This is a genomic window from Saccharothrix sp. NRRL B-16314, from assembly GCF_000716595.1.
GTDB lineage: Bacteria > Actinomycetota > Actinomycetes > Mycobacteriales > Pseudonocardiaceae > Actinosynnema.
Map to the genome: position 1 here is coordinate 98,697 of NZ_JNXC01000005.1, position 17,938 is coordinate 116,634.

Annotated in this window: 19 protein-coding genes; 13 read left to right on the top strand and 6 right to left on the bottom strand. The window is 71.1% G+C overall.

Going from position 1 to position 17,938, the window contains the following annotated elements; genetic code table 11:
- Positions 1–43: 43 nt before the first annotated feature.
- Complete coding sequence (locus OQ02_RS11585; RefSeq protein ID WP_033438363.1) at positions 44–406, bottom strand: MerR family transcriptional regulator; 363 nt, start codon at positions 404–406, stop codon at positions 44–46.
- Between the two features lie 65 nt (positions 407–471).
- Between OQ02_RS11585 and OQ02_RS11590 the strand changes: the two genes are divergently transcribed.
- The 4 genes from OQ02_RS11590 to OQ02_RS11605 are packed head-to-tail and all read left to right on the top strand — an operon-like array spanning position 472 to position 2,694.
- Entirely contained in the window at positions 472–1,071 is a 600-nt protein-coding gene (locus OQ02_RS11590; RefSeq protein WP_033438364.1) for a DUF402 domain-containing protein, read from the top strand.
- Entirely contained in the window at positions 1,068–1,682 is a 615-nt protein-coding gene (locus OQ02_RS11595; RefSeq protein WP_033438365.1) for a uridine kinase, read from the top strand. Before OQ02_RS11590 ends, OQ02_RS11595 begins: the two co-directional genes overlap by 4 nt.
- Before the next feature lie 28 nt (positions 1,683–1,710).
- Positions 1,711–1,986, top strand: coding sequence for a DUF6412 domain-containing protein (locus OQ02_RS11600; protein WP_033438366.1), 276 nt, complete (start codon positions 1,711–1,713; stop codon positions 1,984–1,986).
- 39 nt (positions 1,987–2,025) lie between these two features.
- Positions 2,026–2,694, top strand: a complete 669-nt coding sequence (locus tag OQ02_RS11605; RefSeq protein ID WP_033438367.1) for a YidC/Oxa1 family membrane protein insertase — start codon at positions 2,026–2,028, stop codon at positions 2,692–2,694.
- Here OQ02_RS11605 and OQ02_RS11610 read toward each other — a convergent pair.
- Together OQ02_RS11610 and OQ02_RS11615 are read right to left on the bottom strand one after the other, a co-directional pair.
- A complete protein-coding gene (locus OQ02_RS11610) occupies positions 2,603–3,637 on the bottom strand; it encodes a fatty acid desaturase family protein (protein WP_033438368.1) in 1,035 nt (344 codons plus the stop codon). The genes OQ02_RS11605 and OQ02_RS11610 overlap by 92 nt on opposite strands.
- A gap of 32 nt (positions 3,638–3,669) precedes the next feature.
- Complete coding sequence (locus OQ02_RS11615) at positions 3,670–5,223, bottom strand: PucR family transcriptional regulator (RefSeq protein WP_033438369.1); 1,554 nt, start codon at positions 5,221–5,223, stop codon at positions 3,670–3,672.
- A 102-nt stretch (positions 5,224–5,325) separates the two neighbouring features.
- On the opposite strand from OQ02_RS11615, the gene pruA reads away from it, so the two are divergent.
- The 5 genes from pruA to OQ02_RS11640 all read left to right on the top strand — a co-directional run bounded on the left by pruA (position 5,326) and on the right by OQ02_RS11640 (position 11,835).
- On the top strand, positions 5,326–6,951 hold the full coding sequence (gene pruA / locus OQ02_RS11620; RefSeq protein WP_033438370.1) for an L-glutamate gamma-semialdehyde dehydrogenase: 1,626 nt from the start codon (positions 5,326–5,328) through the stop codon (positions 6,949–6,951).
- A gap of 2 nt (positions 6,952–6,953) precedes the next feature.
- Entirely contained in the window at positions 6,954–7,877 is a 924-nt protein-coding gene (locus OQ02_RS11625; RefSeq protein WP_033438371.1) for a proline dehydrogenase family protein, read from the top strand.
- 53 nt (positions 7,878–7,930) lie between these two features.
- A complete protein-coding gene (locus OQ02_RS11630; RefSeq protein WP_033438372.1) occupies positions 7,931–9,604 on the top strand; it encodes a bifunctional 3'-5' exonuclease/DNA polymerase in 1,674 nt (557 codons plus the stop codon).
- A gap of 111 nt (positions 9,605–9,715) precedes the next feature.
- On the top strand, positions 9,716–11,098 hold the full coding sequence (locus OQ02_RS11635) for a carbohydrate-binding protein (protein WP_033438373.1): 1,383 nt from the start codon (positions 9,716–9,718) through the stop codon (positions 11,096–11,098).
- Between the two features lie 62 nt (positions 11,099–11,160).
- Positions 11,161–11,835, top strand: a complete 675-nt coding sequence (locus OQ02_RS11640) for a helix-turn-helix domain-containing protein (protein WP_033438374.1) — start codon at positions 11,161–11,163, stop codon at positions 11,833–11,835.
- Here the strand turns inward: OQ02_RS11640 and OQ02_RS11645 are convergent.
- Positions 11,817–12,680 (bottom strand): hypothetical protein, encoded by an 864-nt coding sequence (locus tag OQ02_RS11645; protein ID WP_033438375.1) that lies wholly within the window; start codon positions 12,678–12,680, stop codon positions 11,817–11,819. The genes OQ02_RS11640 and OQ02_RS11645 overlap by 19 nt on opposite strands.
- 149 nt (positions 12,681–12,829) lie before the next feature.
- Between OQ02_RS11645 and OQ02_RS11650 the strand changes: the two genes are divergently transcribed.
- The 4 genes from OQ02_RS11650 to OQ02_RS11665 are packed head-to-tail and all read left to right on the top strand — an operon-like array spanning position 12,830 to position 16,025.
- Complete coding sequence (locus OQ02_RS11650; RefSeq protein WP_033438376.1) at positions 12,830–13,246, top strand: hypothetical protein; 417 nt, start codon at positions 12,830–12,832, stop codon at positions 13,244–13,246.
- Between the two features lie 2 nt (positions 13,247–13,248).
- Entirely contained in the window at positions 13,249–13,860 is a 612-nt protein-coding gene (locus OQ02_RS11655) for a DUF3558 domain-containing protein (RefSeq protein ID WP_156076986.1), read from the top strand.
- 4 nt (positions 13,861–13,864) lie between these two features.
- A complete protein-coding gene (locus OQ02_RS44745; RefSeq protein ID WP_051772178.1) occupies positions 13,865–15,190 on the top strand; it encodes a hypothetical protein in 1,326 nt (441 codons plus the stop codon).
- Positions 15,191–15,206: 16 nt separating this feature from the next.
- Positions 15,207–16,025, top strand: coding sequence for an ESX secretion-associated protein EspG (locus OQ02_RS11665; RefSeq protein WP_033438378.1), 819 nt, complete (start codon positions 15,207–15,209; stop codon positions 16,023–16,025).
- Here OQ02_RS11665 and OQ02_RS11670 read toward each other — a convergent pair.
- Both OQ02_RS11670 and OQ02_RS11675 read right to left on the bottom strand, forming a co-directional pair.
- A complete protein-coding gene (locus OQ02_RS11670) occupies positions 15,997–17,160 on the bottom strand; it encodes a lactate 2-monooxygenase (RefSeq protein ID WP_197043295.1) in 1,164 nt (387 codons plus the stop codon). The two genes, OQ02_RS11665 and OQ02_RS11670, sit on opposite strands and share 29 nt — an antisense overlap.
- A 110-nt stretch (positions 17,161–17,270) precedes the next feature.
- The gene (locus tag OQ02_RS11675) at positions 17,271–17,894 is read right to left on the bottom strand and encodes a hypothetical protein (protein ID WP_051772179.1); all 624 of its coding nucleotides are present in this window, start codon (positions 17,892–17,894) and stop codon (positions 17,271–17,273) included.
- Positions 17,895–17,938 lie beyond the last annotated feature (44 nt).

Genomic DNA, 17,938 nt, shown 5'->3' on the forward strand with positions numbered 1-17,938 from the left:
CCGAACGTAGGAGCCTCACACTTGCGTCAAGGTCAAGCAGCCGTCATCGCTCAGTCCGGCGGGCCTCCGCCAGGTAGGCGTCGAGAGCCGCCTGCCGATCGCCGAGAACGGCGATGCGGGCGGCGAGCCGATCCCGGTAGCGCTGCACCTCGTGCAGGAAGTCCGTGCAGACCACAGGCGTGCCGACACCGGGTTCACCAGCCAGGCGCAGGGCTTCCCGGATCATCCGCACGGGCAGCCCGGACTCCAGTAGCGAGCGGATGACGAGCACCCGGTCGATGGTGGACTGGCAGTAGTCGCGGAACCCGTTGCCGAAGCGGCCCGGGACGATCAGGCCCTCGTCCTCGTAGTGGCGCAGCGATCGCGCGCTCACACCGCTGACCCGCGAAGCCTCGCTGATCCTCATACCCGGGCCAACAGCGGGCAGCGCCGCGATCTTCCGGCGACGGACGCCGGTCTAGCCTGGGCCTCATGGGGCATTTCCAGCCGGGGGACGTGGCGTTGCGCCGCGAGGTGCTGCACGGCAGGCCGTGGGTGGTCACCCCCACCAGGGTCGTGGCCGACGAGCCCGACCTGCTCGTCGTGTTCACCGCGCCGGGCACCGAGTTCGGCTTCTTCCCGCACCCGCGGACCCACCACTGGCAGGAGTCGGGCCGCACGCGCTGGACCGGCATCGGCAAGCTCCAGCTCCACCGCCCCGGCGACGCCTACTCCGTCGACCTCTACTGGCAGGGCGCGGATCGCCGGTTCGCCGGCTTCTACCTCAACCTCCAGGCCCCGTTCCGGCGCACCGCGCACGGCTTCGACACGCTCGACCACGCGCTCGACTTCTGGCTGCCGGTCGACGGCGACTGGAAGGAGCTGGACCGCGACGAGTTCGAGGCGATGGTCGCCGACGGCAAGTACGACGCCGCCGAGGCCGACGCGATCCGGCGCACCGCCAAGGAGGTCGAGGCGATGCTGACCGCCGGGACCACGTGGTGGGACCAGGTGTGGGCGGAGTGGGAACCGGACCAGGACTGGCCCGTGCCGGTGCTGCCGGACGGCTGGGAGGACCACCCGCTCCCGTGAAGGTCGTGCCTCTGACGCCGCAGGCCCTCGTGGACGAGCTGGTCGGGCGGATCGACGCGTTGCCGCGCACGACGTGGGCCAGGGTGCTGATCGACGGCGCGCTGCCGACCAGGACCGGTGAGCTGGCGGACGCCCTGGTGGAACCGTTGCGCGCGTTGGGCCGCCCGGTGCTGCGGGTGTCGGCCCGGGACTTCCTGCGGCCCGCGTCGGTGCGGCTGGAGTACGGCCACGAGGACCCCGACTCGTTCCGCGACTCGTGGCTGGACGTCGGCGGGTTGATCCGCGAGGTGCTGGAACCGCTCGACCCCGGTGGGTCCGGGCGGGTGCTGCCGGCGCTGTGGAACGCGGCGACGGACCGGGCGCACCGGGCCGACTACGTCACGCTCGGCGCGGGCGGTGTGCTGCTGCTGGACGGCACGATGCTGCTGGACAAGTGGCTGCCCGCCGAGCTGGCCGCGCACCTGTGGCTGTCGTCGGGCGCGCTGGAACGGCAGCTGCCGGACGAGTGGAAGTGGACGCTGCCCGCGTACGCCTCGTACGAGCCCCAAGCCGACGTGACGGTGCGCTACGACCACCCCGCCAGGCCCGCGCTCGTGGGTAGAGTGATCTGAGACGGGGTCCGAGGCGGGGGAGGTGGGCATGGTCAGGCTGCGGTTGCTCCTGGCGCTGTACCTGCCCGCGCTCTACGCGCTCACCCTGCTGAGCACGCCCACCGAGCTGCTGGCCGCCGTGACGGCCGTGGCGCTGGTCGTGTTGCTGCTCACCGCCACCCCGGTGGTGCGGGCCGCGCCCGCGTGGGTGCGGTCCCTCTCGATCCGCGAGAAGTCGCTCCGCGCCGCGTTCCTGCGGTTGCGCGACCCCGACGCGGCGGGTCGTCCCCGTCCTCGAGCACCGGGACTCGGCCTCAGCTCCTGAGGCCCTTGTTCCGCTCGCTCCGAGGACGGAGTTCTCCCCTTGTTCCACGCTCTGGGCTCAGCCCTGGCCGGTTTCGCCACGCCCGCACTGGCCATCGTCGCCTTCACCGTCGTCGTCCGACTGCTCATGCACCCGCTCAGCCGCGCCGCCGTGCGCGGCGAGAAAGCCCGCGCCGCCTTGGCGCCCGAGATCCGCGAGCTCACCGAGAAGTACGGCAAGGACAAGGTCAAGCTCCAGGAGAAGTCACTGGAGTTGTACCGGGCGAACGGCACTTCGATGCTCGCGGGCTGCCTGCCCGCGCTGGTGCAGGCGCCGTTCTTCATGGTGATGTACCGGCTGGTCACCACGCCGAACCCGCTGCTGGACGGCACGCTGCTCGGCGTTCCGCTGGGCGCGCACTGGTTCGGCGCGTGGGCGCACACGCCCGTGTTCCTCGCGCTGTTCGCCGTGCTCACCGGGGTGGCGTACGCGACCTCGCGGTGGCAGGCGGCGGTGTCCCTGAGGAACGGCGGGCCGCAGCCGCCCTTCGCGAAGCTGCTGCGGCTCCTGCCGTTCGGCACCGTCTTCATCGCCGCCGTGCTGCCCCTGGCGGCCGGGGTCTACCTCGTGACGACGACTAGCTGGACCCTGCTGGAGCGAGCTTTCCTGTACCGCGTAGTTCAGCTCCCGCCTCGTGCAGGTACTCCAGGACGTACCCGTAGGACCTGAACAGGCCGCACTCGGCGTAGGACACCGAGTGTCGTTGGCAGAACTCGCGGACCAGGGCCTGCGAGTGGCGCAGGTTCGGTCGCGGCATGCTCGGGAACAGGTGGTGCTCGATCTGGTAGTTCAGGCCGCCGAGCAGGAAGTCGGTGAACCAGCCGCCCTTGACGTTGCGGGAGGTCAGCACCTGCTTGCGGAGGAAGTCGAGCTGGTGGCCGGCCTGGAGCATCGGCATGCCCTTGTGGTTCGGCGCGAACGAGATGCCCATGTAGACGCCGAACAGGCCCTGGTGCACCGCGATGAACACGAGCGCCTTCGCCGGGGACATCACCAGGAAGACGAGGGTCAGGTAGCCGACGAGGTGGACGGCCAGCAGAGTCAGTTCCAGCTTCCAGCCCTTGACCTCGCGGCGCACCGCGGCGGACGTGCTGATGATGTGCAGGCTGAGGCCTTCGAGCAGCAGCAGCGGGAAGAAGAGCCACGCCTGGTGCTTGACGACGAGCCGGAAGAAGCCGCGCTTGCGCTGCGCCTGTTCGGCGCTGAACGCGAGCACGGAGATGTCGACGTCCGGGTCCTCGTCCTCGTGGTTGGGGTTGGCGTGGTGGCGGCTGTGCTTGCCCATCCACCAGCCGATGCCGACGCCGACGCCGAGGTTCCCCAGCAGCAGGCCGGTCATGTAGTTGGCCTTGCCGCTGGCGAACATCTGCCGGTGGCCGGCGTCGTGACCGAGGAACGCGAGCTGGGTGAACACGACGGCGAGCACGACGGCGAGCAGGAGCTGCCACCACGAGTCGCCGATCAGCACCATGCCGACCACGGTGAGCCCCAGGGCGGCGACCAGGCCGACCAGGAACGTGACGTAGAAACCGATGCGCCGGTCGAGCAGACCTTGCTGCTTGACCAACCTGGACAATTCAGCGAAATCGCTGCCGCGGGCTTGGGTGCTCACGCTCGGAGAGTACGGCGCGAAGCGGTGTGGGCTCAGGTCAGCCTTAGTTGCAGCTGGGCGAACAACCGGAGCAGCGGATCTTCCAGGGTGAAGCCACCGACTTCCGCCGCACGTCGGACGCGGTATCGCAGGGTGTTCGGGTGAACGTGCAGCTTGGCGGCTGCGCGTCTCACATCACCAAATTCGTCCAGGTAGGTCAATAGGGAACGTGCTAGTTCCTCATCCAGTGCGGCGAGGCGCGGATCGCGGATCCTCGGGTGGTCGGCGAGCAGGGCGAGCGTTTCGCTGATCAAGACCCGGGAGCGGACGTCCTCGAGGGTCGCGACGTCGGCGTCGAGGTCCCGCGACATGGCGTCGAGGACGCGGTCGGCCTCGTCCCGGGAGATCATCACCTCGTCCACCGTCGGCACCGTCGAGCCGACGGCGCCCTGCACCCGCAGGCCCATGTGCTTGCGGGCGGCGGCCACGATCTCCCTGGTCAGCGTGAGCAGCGGCGCCTTCGCCGGCAGGTCGGTCAGCAGCGCGTACGTGCGCCCGCTCTGCTGGCTGACCAGAGCGCTGCGCCGGTACGAGGCGGCGTGCACGGAGATCAGGCTGGTCATCTCGGCCCGGCGCAGCTCGTGCTGGGTGCGGTCGCTGTGCTCCTGGCCGCGCAGGGCGAACACCACGACGGCCGCGGGCTTCTCCGGGTCCGCGCCGATCTGCTCGGCGATCGCCCCGGCGTCCATCCGGCCGTCGAGCAGGGACGCGAGCAGGTTCTCCCGGAACGCGGCGGCGGGCTCGCGCTGCTGGACCAGGTGCAGCGCGGTGACGCGGGCGGCGCCGAGAAGGGCGCGTTCGGCCTGTTCGGCGAGGGGTGTGGCGCCTTCCTGGACCCAGATCGTGCCGAGCGGCTGGGTGCCCGCGTGGATGCCGACCGCGATGCGGCGGCGGATGCCCAGCTCGGGGCGCTCGTCGATGCGGACGACCTCCTCGCCGGACCGCAGCCGCTGGTAGACGCCCCACTCGCGGAGCATCTTGAGGTACGGCTCCGGTCCCTGACGTCCGAGGATGGACAGCCGGCGGAGTTCGTCCACCTCGTCGGTGGAGCGGGAGTAGGCGAGCACGCGACTGGCGGTGTCCTCGATGCTGACGATGCCGCCGGTGAGCGAGGCGATGGTCTGGGCGAGGCCGAACAGGTCGCCGAGGACTTCGCCCGCGCCCGCGTCGGCCATCACGCGGGCGTTGTGCACGACCGCCCTGGCGAGCGCTTCGAGGTGTTCCCACCGGACTTCGGGGCGCACCGCGAGCAGTGCCACGCCCGCGTCCGCCGCCGCCTGCCTGAGCACCGGCGACGGCGCGTCCACCTTGACGGCCACCGCCACCGCTCCCCCGGCCGCAGCCGCCCTGACCAGCGGCGCCGCAGCCCGACCGCGGGCTCCGATGATCAACGCGAGGTCGCCGGGACGCGCGTCGGGCGTATCGTCGGGATCGAGGATGACCACGTCCAGGACGTCGGCCTCCAGCCCGTGCGGCGCCACCTGCACTTCGACCAAGGGGTCGCCGAGTGCGATCAAAACCTGCCGCAGGCTCAACTCTTCGTCCATTCGTACAACGGCGGAGGCCCAAGCCTAGACGTCCGGACAACGGGAAGCATGGTTGGAAGTCCTACCGTTGGGCTACCAACCCTGTGGCGTTAGGAGCTGCTTGTGGATGCCGTCACCACGGTCCCCGCACCGGTGAACGAGCCCGTTCTCGGCTATGCCCCCGGCACCCCGGAACGCGCCCAGTTGCAGGCGAGGCTGGCCGAACTGGCCAAGGAGCCCACCGAGCTGACCCTCACCATCGGCGGTGAGCAGCGGGTCGGCGGTGGCGAGCGCTACGACGTCGTGCAGCCGCACAACCACGGTGCCGTCCTCGGCACCCTGCACGGCGCCACGCAGCAGGACACCCGCGACGCCATCGCCGCCGCCAAGCAGGCCGCGCCCGCGTGGCGTGCCATGTCCTACGACGACCGTGCGGCGATCCTGCTCCGCGCCGCCGAGCTGCTCTCGACCAAGTGGCGGCAGACGCTCAACGCCGCCACGATGCTCGGCCAGTCCAAGACCGCGGTGCAGGCCGAGATCGACGCCGCCTGCGAGCTGATCGACTTCTGGCGCTTCAACGTCTCGTTCGGCCGGCAGCTGCTCGCCGAGCAGCCGCAGTCCTCCCCCGGCGTGTGGAACCGCACGGACCACCGCCCGCTGGAGGGGTTCGTCTACGCGATCACCCCGTTCAACTTCACCGCCATCGCGGGCAACCTGCCCACCGCCCCCGCCCTGATGGGCAACGTGGTGCTGTGGAAGCCGTCGCCGACGCAGTCGCTCGCCGCGCACCACACCATGCGGCTGCTGGAAGAGGCGGGCCTGCCGCCCGGCGTGATCAACCTGCTGCCCGGTGACGGCCTGGCCGTGTCCGAGGTGGCGCTGGCCGACCCCGACCTGGCGGGCATCCACTTCACCGGGTCGACGCGGACGTTCCAGCACCTGTGGGGCCAGGTCGGCGCGAACATCGCCGGCTACCGGTCGTACCCGCGGATCGTCGGCGAGACCGGCGGCAAGGACTTCGTGCTCGCGCACCCGTCGGCCGACGTGGACGTGCTGCGCACGGCGCTGGTCCGCGGCGCGTTCGAGTACCAGGGCCAGAAGTGCTCCGCCGCGTCCCGCGCCTACGTGCCGCGCTCGGTGTGGAACCGGATGAAGGACGACTTCCTGGCCGACGTCGAGTCGCTGACCGTGGGTGACGTCACGGACCTGTCGAACTTCATGGGCGCGGTGATCGACCGGCGTTCGTTCGACAAGCTGTCCGGCGTCCTCCAGGCCGCCCGCGACGACGACCAGCTGGAAGTCGTGGCCGGTGGCACGGCGGACGACTCCGAGGGCTTCTTCGTGCGGCCGACCGTGCTGCTGGGCAGCAACCCGTCGCACGAGGTGTTCACGACGGAGTACTTCGGGCCGGTGCTCGCGGTGCACGTGTTCGACGACGCCGACTACGACACCGTGCTGCGGCAGATGGAGAGCGCCGCGCCGTACGCGCTGACCGGGGCGATCATCGCCCAGGACCGGGCCGCCGTCGCGCACGCCCGCGACGAGCTGCGGTTCGCCGCCGGCAACTTCTACGTCAACGACAAGCCGACCGGCGCGGTCGTGGGTCAGCAGCCGTTCGGCGGCGGGCGCGCGTCGGGCACCAACGACAAGGCGGGCTCGGTGCACAACCTGCTGCGCTGGGTCAGCCCGCGTTCGATCAAGGAGACGTTCACGGCTCCCACCTCCTACCGCTACCCGCACCAGGGGTGAACGTGCTGAGGTCAACGCTGCTCGCCGCCTCGCGCTCCGGGGCCGTCCGCGGGCTGGTCGAACGCACGCCGCTGACCCGACCGGTCGTCCGGCGCTTCATCTCCGGTGACGACGTCGACGCGGCCGTCGCCACCACCGGCGAGGTGCTGGCCGACGGCCGGTACGTCACTCTCGACCACCTCGGCGAGGACACCCTCGACGCGGCGCAGGCGACGGCCACCGTCGACGCGTACCTTGACCTGCTTCGCCGTCTCGAACTGGCCGGGCACACCGGGCGGGCCGAGGTGTCGGTGAAGCTGTCGGCGGTGGGCCAGATGCTGCCCTCGGACGGCGAGAAGATCGCGCTGGAGAACGCGCGGCGGATCTGCGTGGCGGCGGGCGCGGTCGGGACGACGGTCACCCTCGACATGGAGGACCACACGACCACCGACTCGACGTTGGGCATCCTGCGCGAGCTGCGGGTGGACTTCCCGTGGGTGGGCGCGGTGGTGCAGTCGTACCTGAAGCGGACCGAGCAGGACTGCCGGGACCTGGCGCACGCCGGTTCACGGGTGCGGCTGTGCAAGGGCGCGTACAACGAGCCCGCTTCGGTGGCGTTCCAGGACAAGGGGGACGTCGACCGGTCGTACGTGCGCTGCCTGAAGGTCCTGATGGCGGGCGACGGCTACCCGATGGTCGCCACGCACGACCCTCGGATGATCAAGGTCGCGGGCGACCTCGCCGGTGACCGGTCGCCGGACAGCTACGAGTACCAGATGCTGTACGGCATCCGACCGGACGAGCAGCGCCGCATCGCCGCCGCGGGCAACCGGATGCGCGTGTACGTGCCCTACGGCAACGAGTGGTACGGGTACTTCATGCGGCGGCTGGCGGAGCGTCCGGCGAACGTGGTCTTCTTCCTGCGCTCCCTGATCACCACGGGCTAGACGACTACCCGCGGCCACCGACACTGTCGGACCCTGCTTGCACAATCAGAGGCATGCTCATCGCTCTGGTGTCGCACGCGGAGAACGCGGGTCGGTTGCGCGTGCTCTCCGACGCCGGGGTGCCCGAGGGGTCTGTGGTCGAGACTTCGGATCTGGCGGCAGCCGTGTCCGATCTGGAGGCTCGGCACAGACCCCGGTGGCTGTGGGCGGAGACGAACGAGGTCTACCCCGGCCTGCTGGCGCGCGGTGTCCGGGTGGAGCGGTGCCAGGACCTGGCGCACGCCGAGTACCTGGTGCTGGCCTACCAGGGCAGGCACAGCGAGCCGCGTGGCCTGGGTGCGGCGATCGCCCGGCTGCGCGGCCTGCCCGTGCCGGACGACCACGGCCCGCGCAAGCGGGACACCCAGCCGACCCTGTTCGAACCCGAGCAGGAGCGGCTGCCCGGTGGCGTCGACCCGTTGGACGCGGTGATCGCGGTGCACGCCGAGCAGCAGCGGGTGGTGGCGACGCTCGGGCACGCCGACCGGCTCCGGCTGCTGTTCGCGGCCGAGGCGGCGAGCGCGCTGGCCGCCGCCGAGATGACCCACTTCGGCCTGCCGTGGCGGGCTGACGTGCACGAGAAGCTGCTGGTGGACACGCTGGGCCCCCGCACGGCCAACGGCGTGCGGCCCCGCAGGCTCGCGGAGTTGGCGGACCGGATCACGGCGGCGTTCGGCGGGAAGCAGGTCAACCCGGACCACCCGCCGGGCATCGTGCGCGCGTTCGCACGGGAGGGCATCGACATCCCGTCGGCTCGGGCGTGGGTGCTCAAGAAGGTGGACCACCCGGCGGTGGAGCCGCTGCTGGAGTACAAGGAACTGGCCCGGTTGTGGGTGGCGCACGGCTGGTCGTGGCTGGACTCGTGGGTCGCCGACGGCAGGTTCCGACCGGACTACGTGGTGTCCGGCGTGGTGTCCGGGCGGTGGGCCACGCGCGGTGGTGCGGCGTTGCAGATCCCGCGCACGCTGCGCACGGCGGTGCGCGCCGATCCGGGGTGGAAGCTGGTGGCGGCGGACGCGGCCCAGTTGGAGCCGCGGGTGCTGGCGGCGTTGTCGGAAGACCGCCGGTTCACCGAGGTCTCCGGTGACGACGACCTGTACACGACGCTGGCCGAGGAGGCGTTCGACGGCGACCGGGGTCGGGCGAAGCTCGCGATGCTGTCCGCGATGTACGGCGGCACGGGCGGTGAGGCGGGTCCGGCGATGGCGGTGCTGCGCCGCCGGTTCCCCGAGGCCGTCGGGTACGTGGAGGCCGCCGCGCTGGCGGGTGAGCAGGGCCGGATGGTGCGGTCCCGGCTGGGCCGGACGAGCCCGCCGCCGTCCGAGGCGTGGCGTGAGGCGACCGGTGACACGGACGTCGGCGAGGACGCGCTGCGCCGGTCGCGGCGAGCGGTGCGGGACTGGGGCCGGTTCACCCGCAACTTCGTGGTCCAGGCCAGCGCGGCGGACTGGACGGCCGCGCTGCTGGGGGCGTTGCGACGGCGGTTGCACCAGTCGGCGCGGGGCTCGCACCTGGTGTTCTTCCAGCACGACGAGGTGCTGGTGCACTGCCCGGAGGAGTTGGCCGAGGTGGTGTGCGCGGAGGTCACGGCGGCAGGCGAGGAGGCGTCCCGGCTGGTGTTCGGCTCGACACCGGTCCGCTTCCCGCTCAAGGCCGTTGCGGTGGACAGCTACGCCGACGCCAAGTAGGGCTTTTGGGCCGTTCGGTCTCTTGAACGATCAGTGTGAGAGCGCTCTCATGGATGCAGGCAATGTGTTGCCGTGCCGAACCAAGGAACAGTGACAAGGAGGTCACCGCTCATGGAGTTCAGCCGGACCAAACGCGTTCTCGTCACCGCCGCCGCCCTGATCACCGCTGTCCCGCTCGCGGTCGTCGCCACGATGGCCGACGCGTCCGTGCCCTCGACCCCGCAGGGCTGGACGCTCCAGTGGAGCGACGACTTCAACGGCTCCGCGAACACCCTGCCGTCGTCCTCGAACTGGATCATCGACCTCGGCCACGGCTACCCCGGAGGCCCCGGCAACTGGGGCACCGGCGAGATCCAGAACTACACCAACAACACGAACAACATCAAACTCGACGGGTCGGGCAACCTGCGGATCACCGCCCTGCGCGACGGCGGCGGCAACTGGACGTCCGCCCGCATCGAGACCCAGCGTGCGAACTTCAAACCGCCGGCCGGCGGCAAACTCGCCATCGAGGGCCGCGTCCAGATGCCCAACGTCACCGGCCAGGCCGCGCTCGGCTACTGGCCCGCGTTCTGGGCGCTCGGCTCGCCCTACCGCGGCAACTACTGGAACTGGCCCGCCATCGGCGAGTTCGACATCATGGAGAACGTCAACGGCATCAACTCCGTGTGGGGCGTGCTGCACTGCGGCGTGAACCCCGGCGGGCCGTGCAACGAGACGAACGGCCTCGGCGCGAGCCGGACGTGCCCCGGCTCGTCGTGCCAGTCGGCGTTCCACACCTACCGGTTCGAGTGGGACGAGAGCTCGTCGCCCAAGGCGTTCCGCTGGTACGTGGACGGCCAGCAGTTCCACAGCGTCAACCAGAACCAGTTCGACGCGACCACGTGGAACAACATGACCAGCCACGCGGGCTACTTCCTGCTGCTGAACCTGGCCGTCGGCGGCGCGTTCCCCAACGGCGTGGCGGGCCACGGCACGCCGACCTCGGCGACCGTGCCGGGTCACTCGATGCTGGTGGACTACGTGGCGGTGTGGACCGCGGGCGGTGGCACCCAGCCGACGACCACGACCACCAACCCGCCCGGCGGGAGCGGGTGGGACGCGTTCAGCGACATCCAGGCCGAGCAGGCCACGTCGCGGTCCGGTGGCTTCACCGAGGCAGGTGACGGCGGGCAGACCGTCGCGCAGCTGAGCAACGGCAACTCGCTGCGGTTCTCCGGCGTCCGGTTCGGTTCCCGCACCGCCACGCAGTTCGTCGCACGGGCCGCGTCCGGCGCGTCGGGAGGGGTGAGCGGCCTGGTCGAAGTGCGTCTCGACAGCCCGACCGCCACACCCGTCGGCAGCTTCGCCATCGGCAACACCGGCGGCTGGCAGAGCTGGCGCACGGTGCCCGCGAACATCTCCGGGATCACCGGGACGCACGACGTGTACGTGACGTTCACCAGCGGCCAGCCCGCGCCGTACGTGAGCCTGAACTGGGTCCGGTTCGGGTAACCAGCTCGTGGCGGGCCGCGTGGACGCCTCCTCCTGCGCGGCCCGCCACTACCATCGTCGAGGTGTACGAGGAACGCCCGTTCCCCGGTCTGGCCTGCGTGTGGCGGCGGACCACGTCGTCGCCCGCCGTGGGGCGGGTCGTGCCGGACGGGTGCACGGACATCATCTACTCGGCCACCACCGGTGACGTGTTCGTGGCCGGGCCGGACACGGTCGGGCACGTCACCCGGATGGCGTCGGGCGCGCTGTTCGGTGTGCGTTTCGGCCCCGGGGTGGGGCCTTCGGCGTTCGGCGTGCCCGCGGTCGAGCTGCGTGACCAGCGCGTGCCGCTGGCGGCGCTGTGGGGGCCGTCCGCCCGCCTGGAGGATGCGCTGGGGTCGGCGGACGACCCGTGCTCGGTGCTCGCGTCGGTCGCGTCGACCCGGTTGCGGACGACTCCGCCGGACCCCGCGGTCGGTGCGATCGCGTCGGCCGTGTCGTCGGTCGGCGTCGCCGAGCTGGCCCGGTCGTTGGGGCTCAGCACCCGGCAGCTGCACCGGCGCAGCCTGGCCGCGTTCGGCTACGGCCCCAAGGTGCTGCACCGGGTGCTGCGGTTCGACCGGGCGGTCAAGCTGGCGTGGGCGGGCGTGCCGTTCGCCGACGTCGCCCACCGCACCGGGTACTCGGACCAGGCGCACCTGTCCCGCGAGGTGCGCGAACTGGCCGGCGTGCCGCTGGGTCAGCTGATCCGGCCGTAGGCGCGCAGGGTCAGCAACGCCTCGATCGTGACGACCGGCCGCCACTCGTAAGTGGTCACCGGGGTCCACGCGGGCCACGGGAACGTCCACCCTCCGTCGTCCTGCTGCTGCGCGGCGAGCTCGTCGAGGTCCCGGCTCATCTCGTCGTCGCCGAACCACTTCCGGGCCAGGCCGTCCGGGGTCGACGCGTAGTGGTGCGGCTTGTGCGTCTCCCCCGCCGCGTAGCCCTCGTGGGCCTGCCCGTCGCCGAGGTCGACCAGCCCTTGCTCGCGCACCAGCGCACCCAGCCGCTCTGCGTGGCGTTCGGCCCACGGCCGGTCGGGCGCGTGGTCGAGGAACCGGACGCACGCGCCGACCTCGTACGGGTGCGACTTGGCCAGGTCCTCGATGCGCCGCCGGCAGAAGTCCGTGGCCCCGTCCAGCCACGCGTGCTCGACGGCCGTCTTGTGCAGGACGCCCGCCAGCAGCGCCGTCATCAGCAGGTCGCTGTCCTCGGACACCTGCCACCACGGCGCCCGCGGGTGGTCGCGTGCCGTGGTCAGGCAGTTCGGCACCCCGCCGTCCGGGTTGGTGATCGTGGTCAGGAAGTCGCACGCCTGCTCGACGTGGTCGGTGACGCCCACCTCGTGCAGCAGGGACAACGCGGTGTACGTGTGCAACGGCTGACTCGTCGGCCCACGCCCGTCCGGCTCCAGCGCGTGCCCGAACCCGCCGTCGTCGTTCCGGTACGCGAGGACCGCCGCCACGACGGGCGCCGCCGGTCCGCCGTCGAACAGGTGCAGGAAGCGCCGCTGCTCCAGGACGCGCGCGTTGTGCCAGAGGAAAGAACGAGCTGCTTCGATCATGCGCCAACGGTAGGCGTGATGGGGACCCGCGGTCTTGAACGGATCGGACGTTCGTCCCCCACAAGGAGCAACCGTCCCGATAGCCCCAATGGGGCAGAGACCCTGTGCCATCATCATTTCGGGTAGTTCGGCGTGAGGGGAGCACGACAATGTTCGACGCCGAGATCGGCGGTGCCGCGAAGCAGATCGGGTTCGTGGCCGACACGGTGTCCGCAGGGCCGGCCGGTGCGGGGCTGGTCGCCGGTCAGACGAAGTTCAGCGTCGACCCCCAGCAGGCCCAGAAGCTGATCGACGGCCTGATCGAGGCCCGCGACCGGCTGCAAGAACTGCTCAACCAGTCGTACGCGATCAGCAACATCTCCTCGCCCGGCAAGGACCCCTACAGCGGGTTCGCCACCCTCGCGATCCAACGCGCGGGAGGAACGGAACCCGGCGGGTACGGGTGGGCCAACAAAGCGGCCTTCGAGGCGTTGAACAACACTATCGACAACATCCAAGCGGCCCTGGAGACCTACAAGAACCAGGACCAGGCGACCGCCGACGCCTTCCAGGGCGAAGGGAAGTAACCGTGAGGCGAGCAGTGCTGGCAGTTCTCTCCGCAGCAGCCATCACGGCGCTGGCCGGTTGCTCCATGCAGGGCACACCCTCACCCGCGACGACCACCACGACCACCACGGCGGCCGGCGGTCAGACCACGACCGGGTCGGCCGGCAACGGCGACGCGCCCGCGATCACCGGCCCGGAGTTGGACGTGTCGAAGCTCGGTGGCCCCTGCGGGCTGCTCAAGAGCGACCAGTTGGCCGCGCGCGGCGTGACCAAGCCCGGCACCGAGCGGACCGATCCGGCCGGGCCCGCCTGCCAGTGGCGGCCTGACGACCGAGCCGACGGCACCAGCTTCAGCATCTCGTTCCTGGAGAAGACCAAGGGCCTCGAAGGCTTCTACGAGAACCGCGACAAGAACCCGGTGTTCGAGCCGATCGAGGTCGGCGGGTACCCGGCGGTGAACGGTGACCCCACCGATGCCAAGAGCGGCACCTGCTCAACGGCCGTGGGAACCGCGAAGGACGAAGGCTTCCTGGTCCAGATCAACGTCAACGACAAGAAGCTGCCCGAGTACACCAACCCGTGCTCCGTCTCCAGCGCCATCGCGGAGACGGTCGTCGAAAACCTGAAGGGGTAGGGACATGGCCGGTGACGTCGACACTGACGTGTTGGGCTTCGCGCTCCTCCAGCTGGGCATGGGGGCCGACAAGATCTACGGCTGGTTCCACGAGGGCAAGGGGCCTGAGCAGACGACCGACAGCGGCCTGGAGACGTGGGGGACCATCGCGCAGGGTCAGGTCGAGGTCAGTGACCTGATCAACCAGGCGGTGCGGGACTCGGGCGCGGCCTGGGAAGGCGCGGCCGGTGATGAGGCGCGCTCCTCGACGACGCCCCTGGCGAGCTGGTCGGAAACCGCCGGCACCAGCGCCACGACGGCGGGCGAGAACACGGCCGAGATCAGCCGGGCGTTCCGCGAGGCCAAGGGCAGCCTGGAGAAGCCCGTCGACGTGCCGGACAAGCCCTGGTACAACGACGCGCTGCCGTGGGACACCGACTACGACGACGCGGTCGAGAAGAGCCAGCAGGTCAACTCCCACAACATGCAGGTGCTGAACAGTTACGGCACCACGGCCAACTCCGCCGGCGCCGGGATGCCGACGTTCCAGTCCCCGAACGAGGTGGGTGCGAACGTCGAGCAGGAGAAGCAGGTCATCCCGCCGACGTGCACGCTCAAGCCGGTCGAGCCGCCCAAACCCGGTGACGGCACGGGCGACGACAGCACCGGTGACCGGAGCGGCGACGACCGGGGCACCACGAAGCCGACGTGGACCGACCCGACGCTCCCCACGGGCTCGAACGACGACGGCACCACCAAGAAGTCCTCGGTGTCGACCGACGTCAACAAGCCACAGGTCGACGTGCCGTACCGGCCGCCGGACCAGCGTGATCCGCGCCTGCCGAACGACCCGAGGCTGCCCTACGACCCGAGGTTGCCGTACGACCCGCGCAACCCGAACGATCCGCGCAACCCCAACAACCCCAACAACCCGCGCAACCGTCCCCCGGTGCCGCCCGGCGTGCCGCGCGGCCCGGGTGGTGGCCCCGGCGGCGGCCAGGGCGGTGGGCCGGGCGGAGGTCGCAGCGGCGGTCCCGGTGGCATGGGCGGCGGGCGGATGCCCGGCATGGGCGGCCCCGGCGGGTTCGGGCCGGGCGGCATGTCCGGTTCGATGGGGCACGGCGAGGGTCGCGGTGGTTTCGGGCCGGGCGGCGGCGGTTTCGGGCCCGGTGGGTCGGGGGCCGGTCGCGGTGGCGCGGGTGCGGCCGGGATGGGCGCGGGTATGGGCGCCGGTGCCGGTCAGGGCCAGGGCGAAGAGGACAAGGAGCACAAGGCCGCGTCGTACCTCCAGGAGACCGAGGACATCTTCGGCGACGGCACGATGGTGGCGCCGCCGGTCATCGGCGGCTAGTCGAACAGGGGGGAACGTGCTGCGCACCAGGGTCGCCATCCCGGTCGTCGCGCTCTACAACGCCTGGCAGGCCGAAGGTCTCCCGAGGTTGCACAACGCGCTGCTGACCGAGGTCGACTTCGACGAGGACCAGCTCGCCGAGGGTGACGTCACGGTCCTCACCGACCTCGCCCGCCGCGGCTGGGCCGAGTTGGAGCGCCTCGGTCTGGCCCGCGGCCGTCAGGTGCACACCGACCTGGGTCGGTCGCTGCGCCTCATCGCCGACGCGAGCGTCGAGTACTACGCGTTCTTCAACCAGGGTGACGGCGACACGCGGACCGCTCTCGTGGCGCAGTCCGGTGACGAGGCGCTGCGCGTGGTGCTGCGGCCGGACAAGCACTTCGTGCTGGAGCCGGTGCGCGTCGAGGACGTCGTGCCGTCGCTGATCTCCGCGTTGCCGGAGGCGAAACCGGGCCGCGGCGGCGTGGTCTCGCTGCCCGCGGACTCGTTGGCGGACAAGCCGAACCGACCCCGGCCGGACGAGGACGGCGGGTCGTTCATGCAGGCCAGCAGGCCGACCGGTGCGCACGTCGGCGAGGCGCAGCAGGTGCGCAAGCTGCTGGCCGAGGAACGCACCGGCGGCGGTCAGCTGTACGCCGCCCGACGTGACCGGTACGGCCGCAAGCAGCGCTGCGCGGCCCCGCTGACCTACTTCGACACGATCACCGGCCGCTACCTGTCGGCGAAGGCGCCCGGCGGCGACGGCACGCCGTGGATCACCGTGCAGCCGGCCGACTTCACCACGTTGCAGAACAGGCTGCGGCAGCTCAGCGCGGACGCAGTGCCTCGCGGTTGAGCTCGGCCGGGCTGCGGTGCCCGGACAGGCCCAGGGTGAGGTCGAAGTCGGCGAGCAGGCTGCGCAGCACGTGCCGGACGCCGACCTGCCCGCCGTGCGCCAGGCCGTAGGCGAACGGGCGACCGACGAGCACGGCTTTCGCGCCCAACGCGAGCGCCTTGACGATGTCCGCCCCGCTGCGGATGCCGGAGTCGAACAGCACCGCGAGCTGCTCCCCCACCGCGTCCGCGATCTCGGGCAGCACCTCCAACGACCCGACGGCGCCGTCCACCTGCCGTCCGCCGTGGTTGGAGACGACGATCCCGTCCATGCCCGCGTCGACGGCCTTGCGCGCGTCGTCCACGTGCTGGATGCCCTTCAGCACGATGGGGCCGTCCCAGTGCTCGCGCAGGAACGACAGCTGGTCCCACGACTTGTCGGTGCCGGTGAACAGCTGCACCCACCGCAGGATCGCCATCGGCAGGTCGTCCTCGGGTGACGCGGCGAGCCCCGCCCGGAACGCCGGGTCGGAGAACGGGATAGCCGTCCCGATCCCGCGCAGGAACGGCAGGTAGGACCGGTCGAGGTCGTGCGGGCGCCACGCGAGCGTCCACGTGTCGAGCGTGACGACGAGGACCCGGTAGCCGGCGTTGCGCGCCCGGTCCAGGATGCTCGCGGCGACATCCGGGTCGTTCGGCCAGTAGAGCTGGAACCAGCGCGCGGCGTCACCGGCGGCGGTGGCGACTTCCTCGATGGTGTGCGAGGAAGCGGTGGACAGGACGAACGGCACACCCAACTCGGCGGCGGCACGGGCGGTCGCCAGCTCGCCGTCCGGGTGCAGGATCGACTGGACGCCGACCGGCGCGAGGAGCACGGGGGCGGGCATGTCGGTGCCGAGCAACGACGTCCCCAGGTGCCGCTCGGTGGCGTTGGTGAGCATCCGGGGCACGATCCGCCAGCTGTCGAACGCCTCCCGGTTGGCCCGAGCCGTGGCCCCCGCCCCAGCCGCACCCGCCACGTACCAGAACGGCCCCGGCCCCAAGCGCTCCCGGGCGGAAGCCTCCAGCCCTTCGGGATCCGTGGTGAACGGCGGCAGGTTCCCCGCCAGGCCTTGGAGGTAGATCTCGTTCTGGTAGGCAGCGAACTGACCAGCCACTGTGCACCCCATCCCCCGCTCAGGCCATCAACAGGCCGTCTGCGGAACCGTCCGCGTCGTCGGTCTGCGGATCATGCTCTGCCTCTTCGGACGAGCCTGCAAGCACACGATCAACCGCTGCCCGCGTCCGAGCGGGACGGCAAACCTTCTTCGTTCGACCAGGCCAGGAAGTCCGCCCAGAACTCCGCGGTGGCGGCGACCTGGAGTTCCTCGGCACCGCCGTCCTGCGGGTCGCCGAACTCGCGGCGCACGTAGTCGATGAGGTCGTAGCCGTAGGAGATGATGTCGGCACCGCGGATCGACAACACCGGGTGGGCGAAGGTCGCCCTGCCCTCGGGCAGGTAGCGGTGGGCGTAGACCGGGACCAGTTGCGGCACTGAGGCAAGTCGCGTCCGCGCGGCGGCCACGGCGTCGGCCTTCCGGGCGGGACGCGTGCCCCAGCTCGAATGCCAGTAGGCGGCCTCCACCACCGCGAACACCACGTCCTCGACCGGCCGGTCGAGCCACGAGCGGAGCTGGGTGGCGTTGCCGTGGCGCCAGTCCGGCCACGCTCCTCCCGTGGGCAGCCCCACGGAGAGGAAGGCGCGGTGGTCGTCGGCGAACGCGAACCCGAACCGCGTTTCGACACCGGCCAACTCCGGCTCCGTCAGCCCCGGGCGGATCTCGACGCGCCCGAGCCGGGCCAGCAGGCGGGCGGCCTTGGAGCCGAGCCTCACCCCGAACGGATTGGCCATTCGCGCAGGCTACAACGCCACACAGACAAGAACGCCGGCCCTGA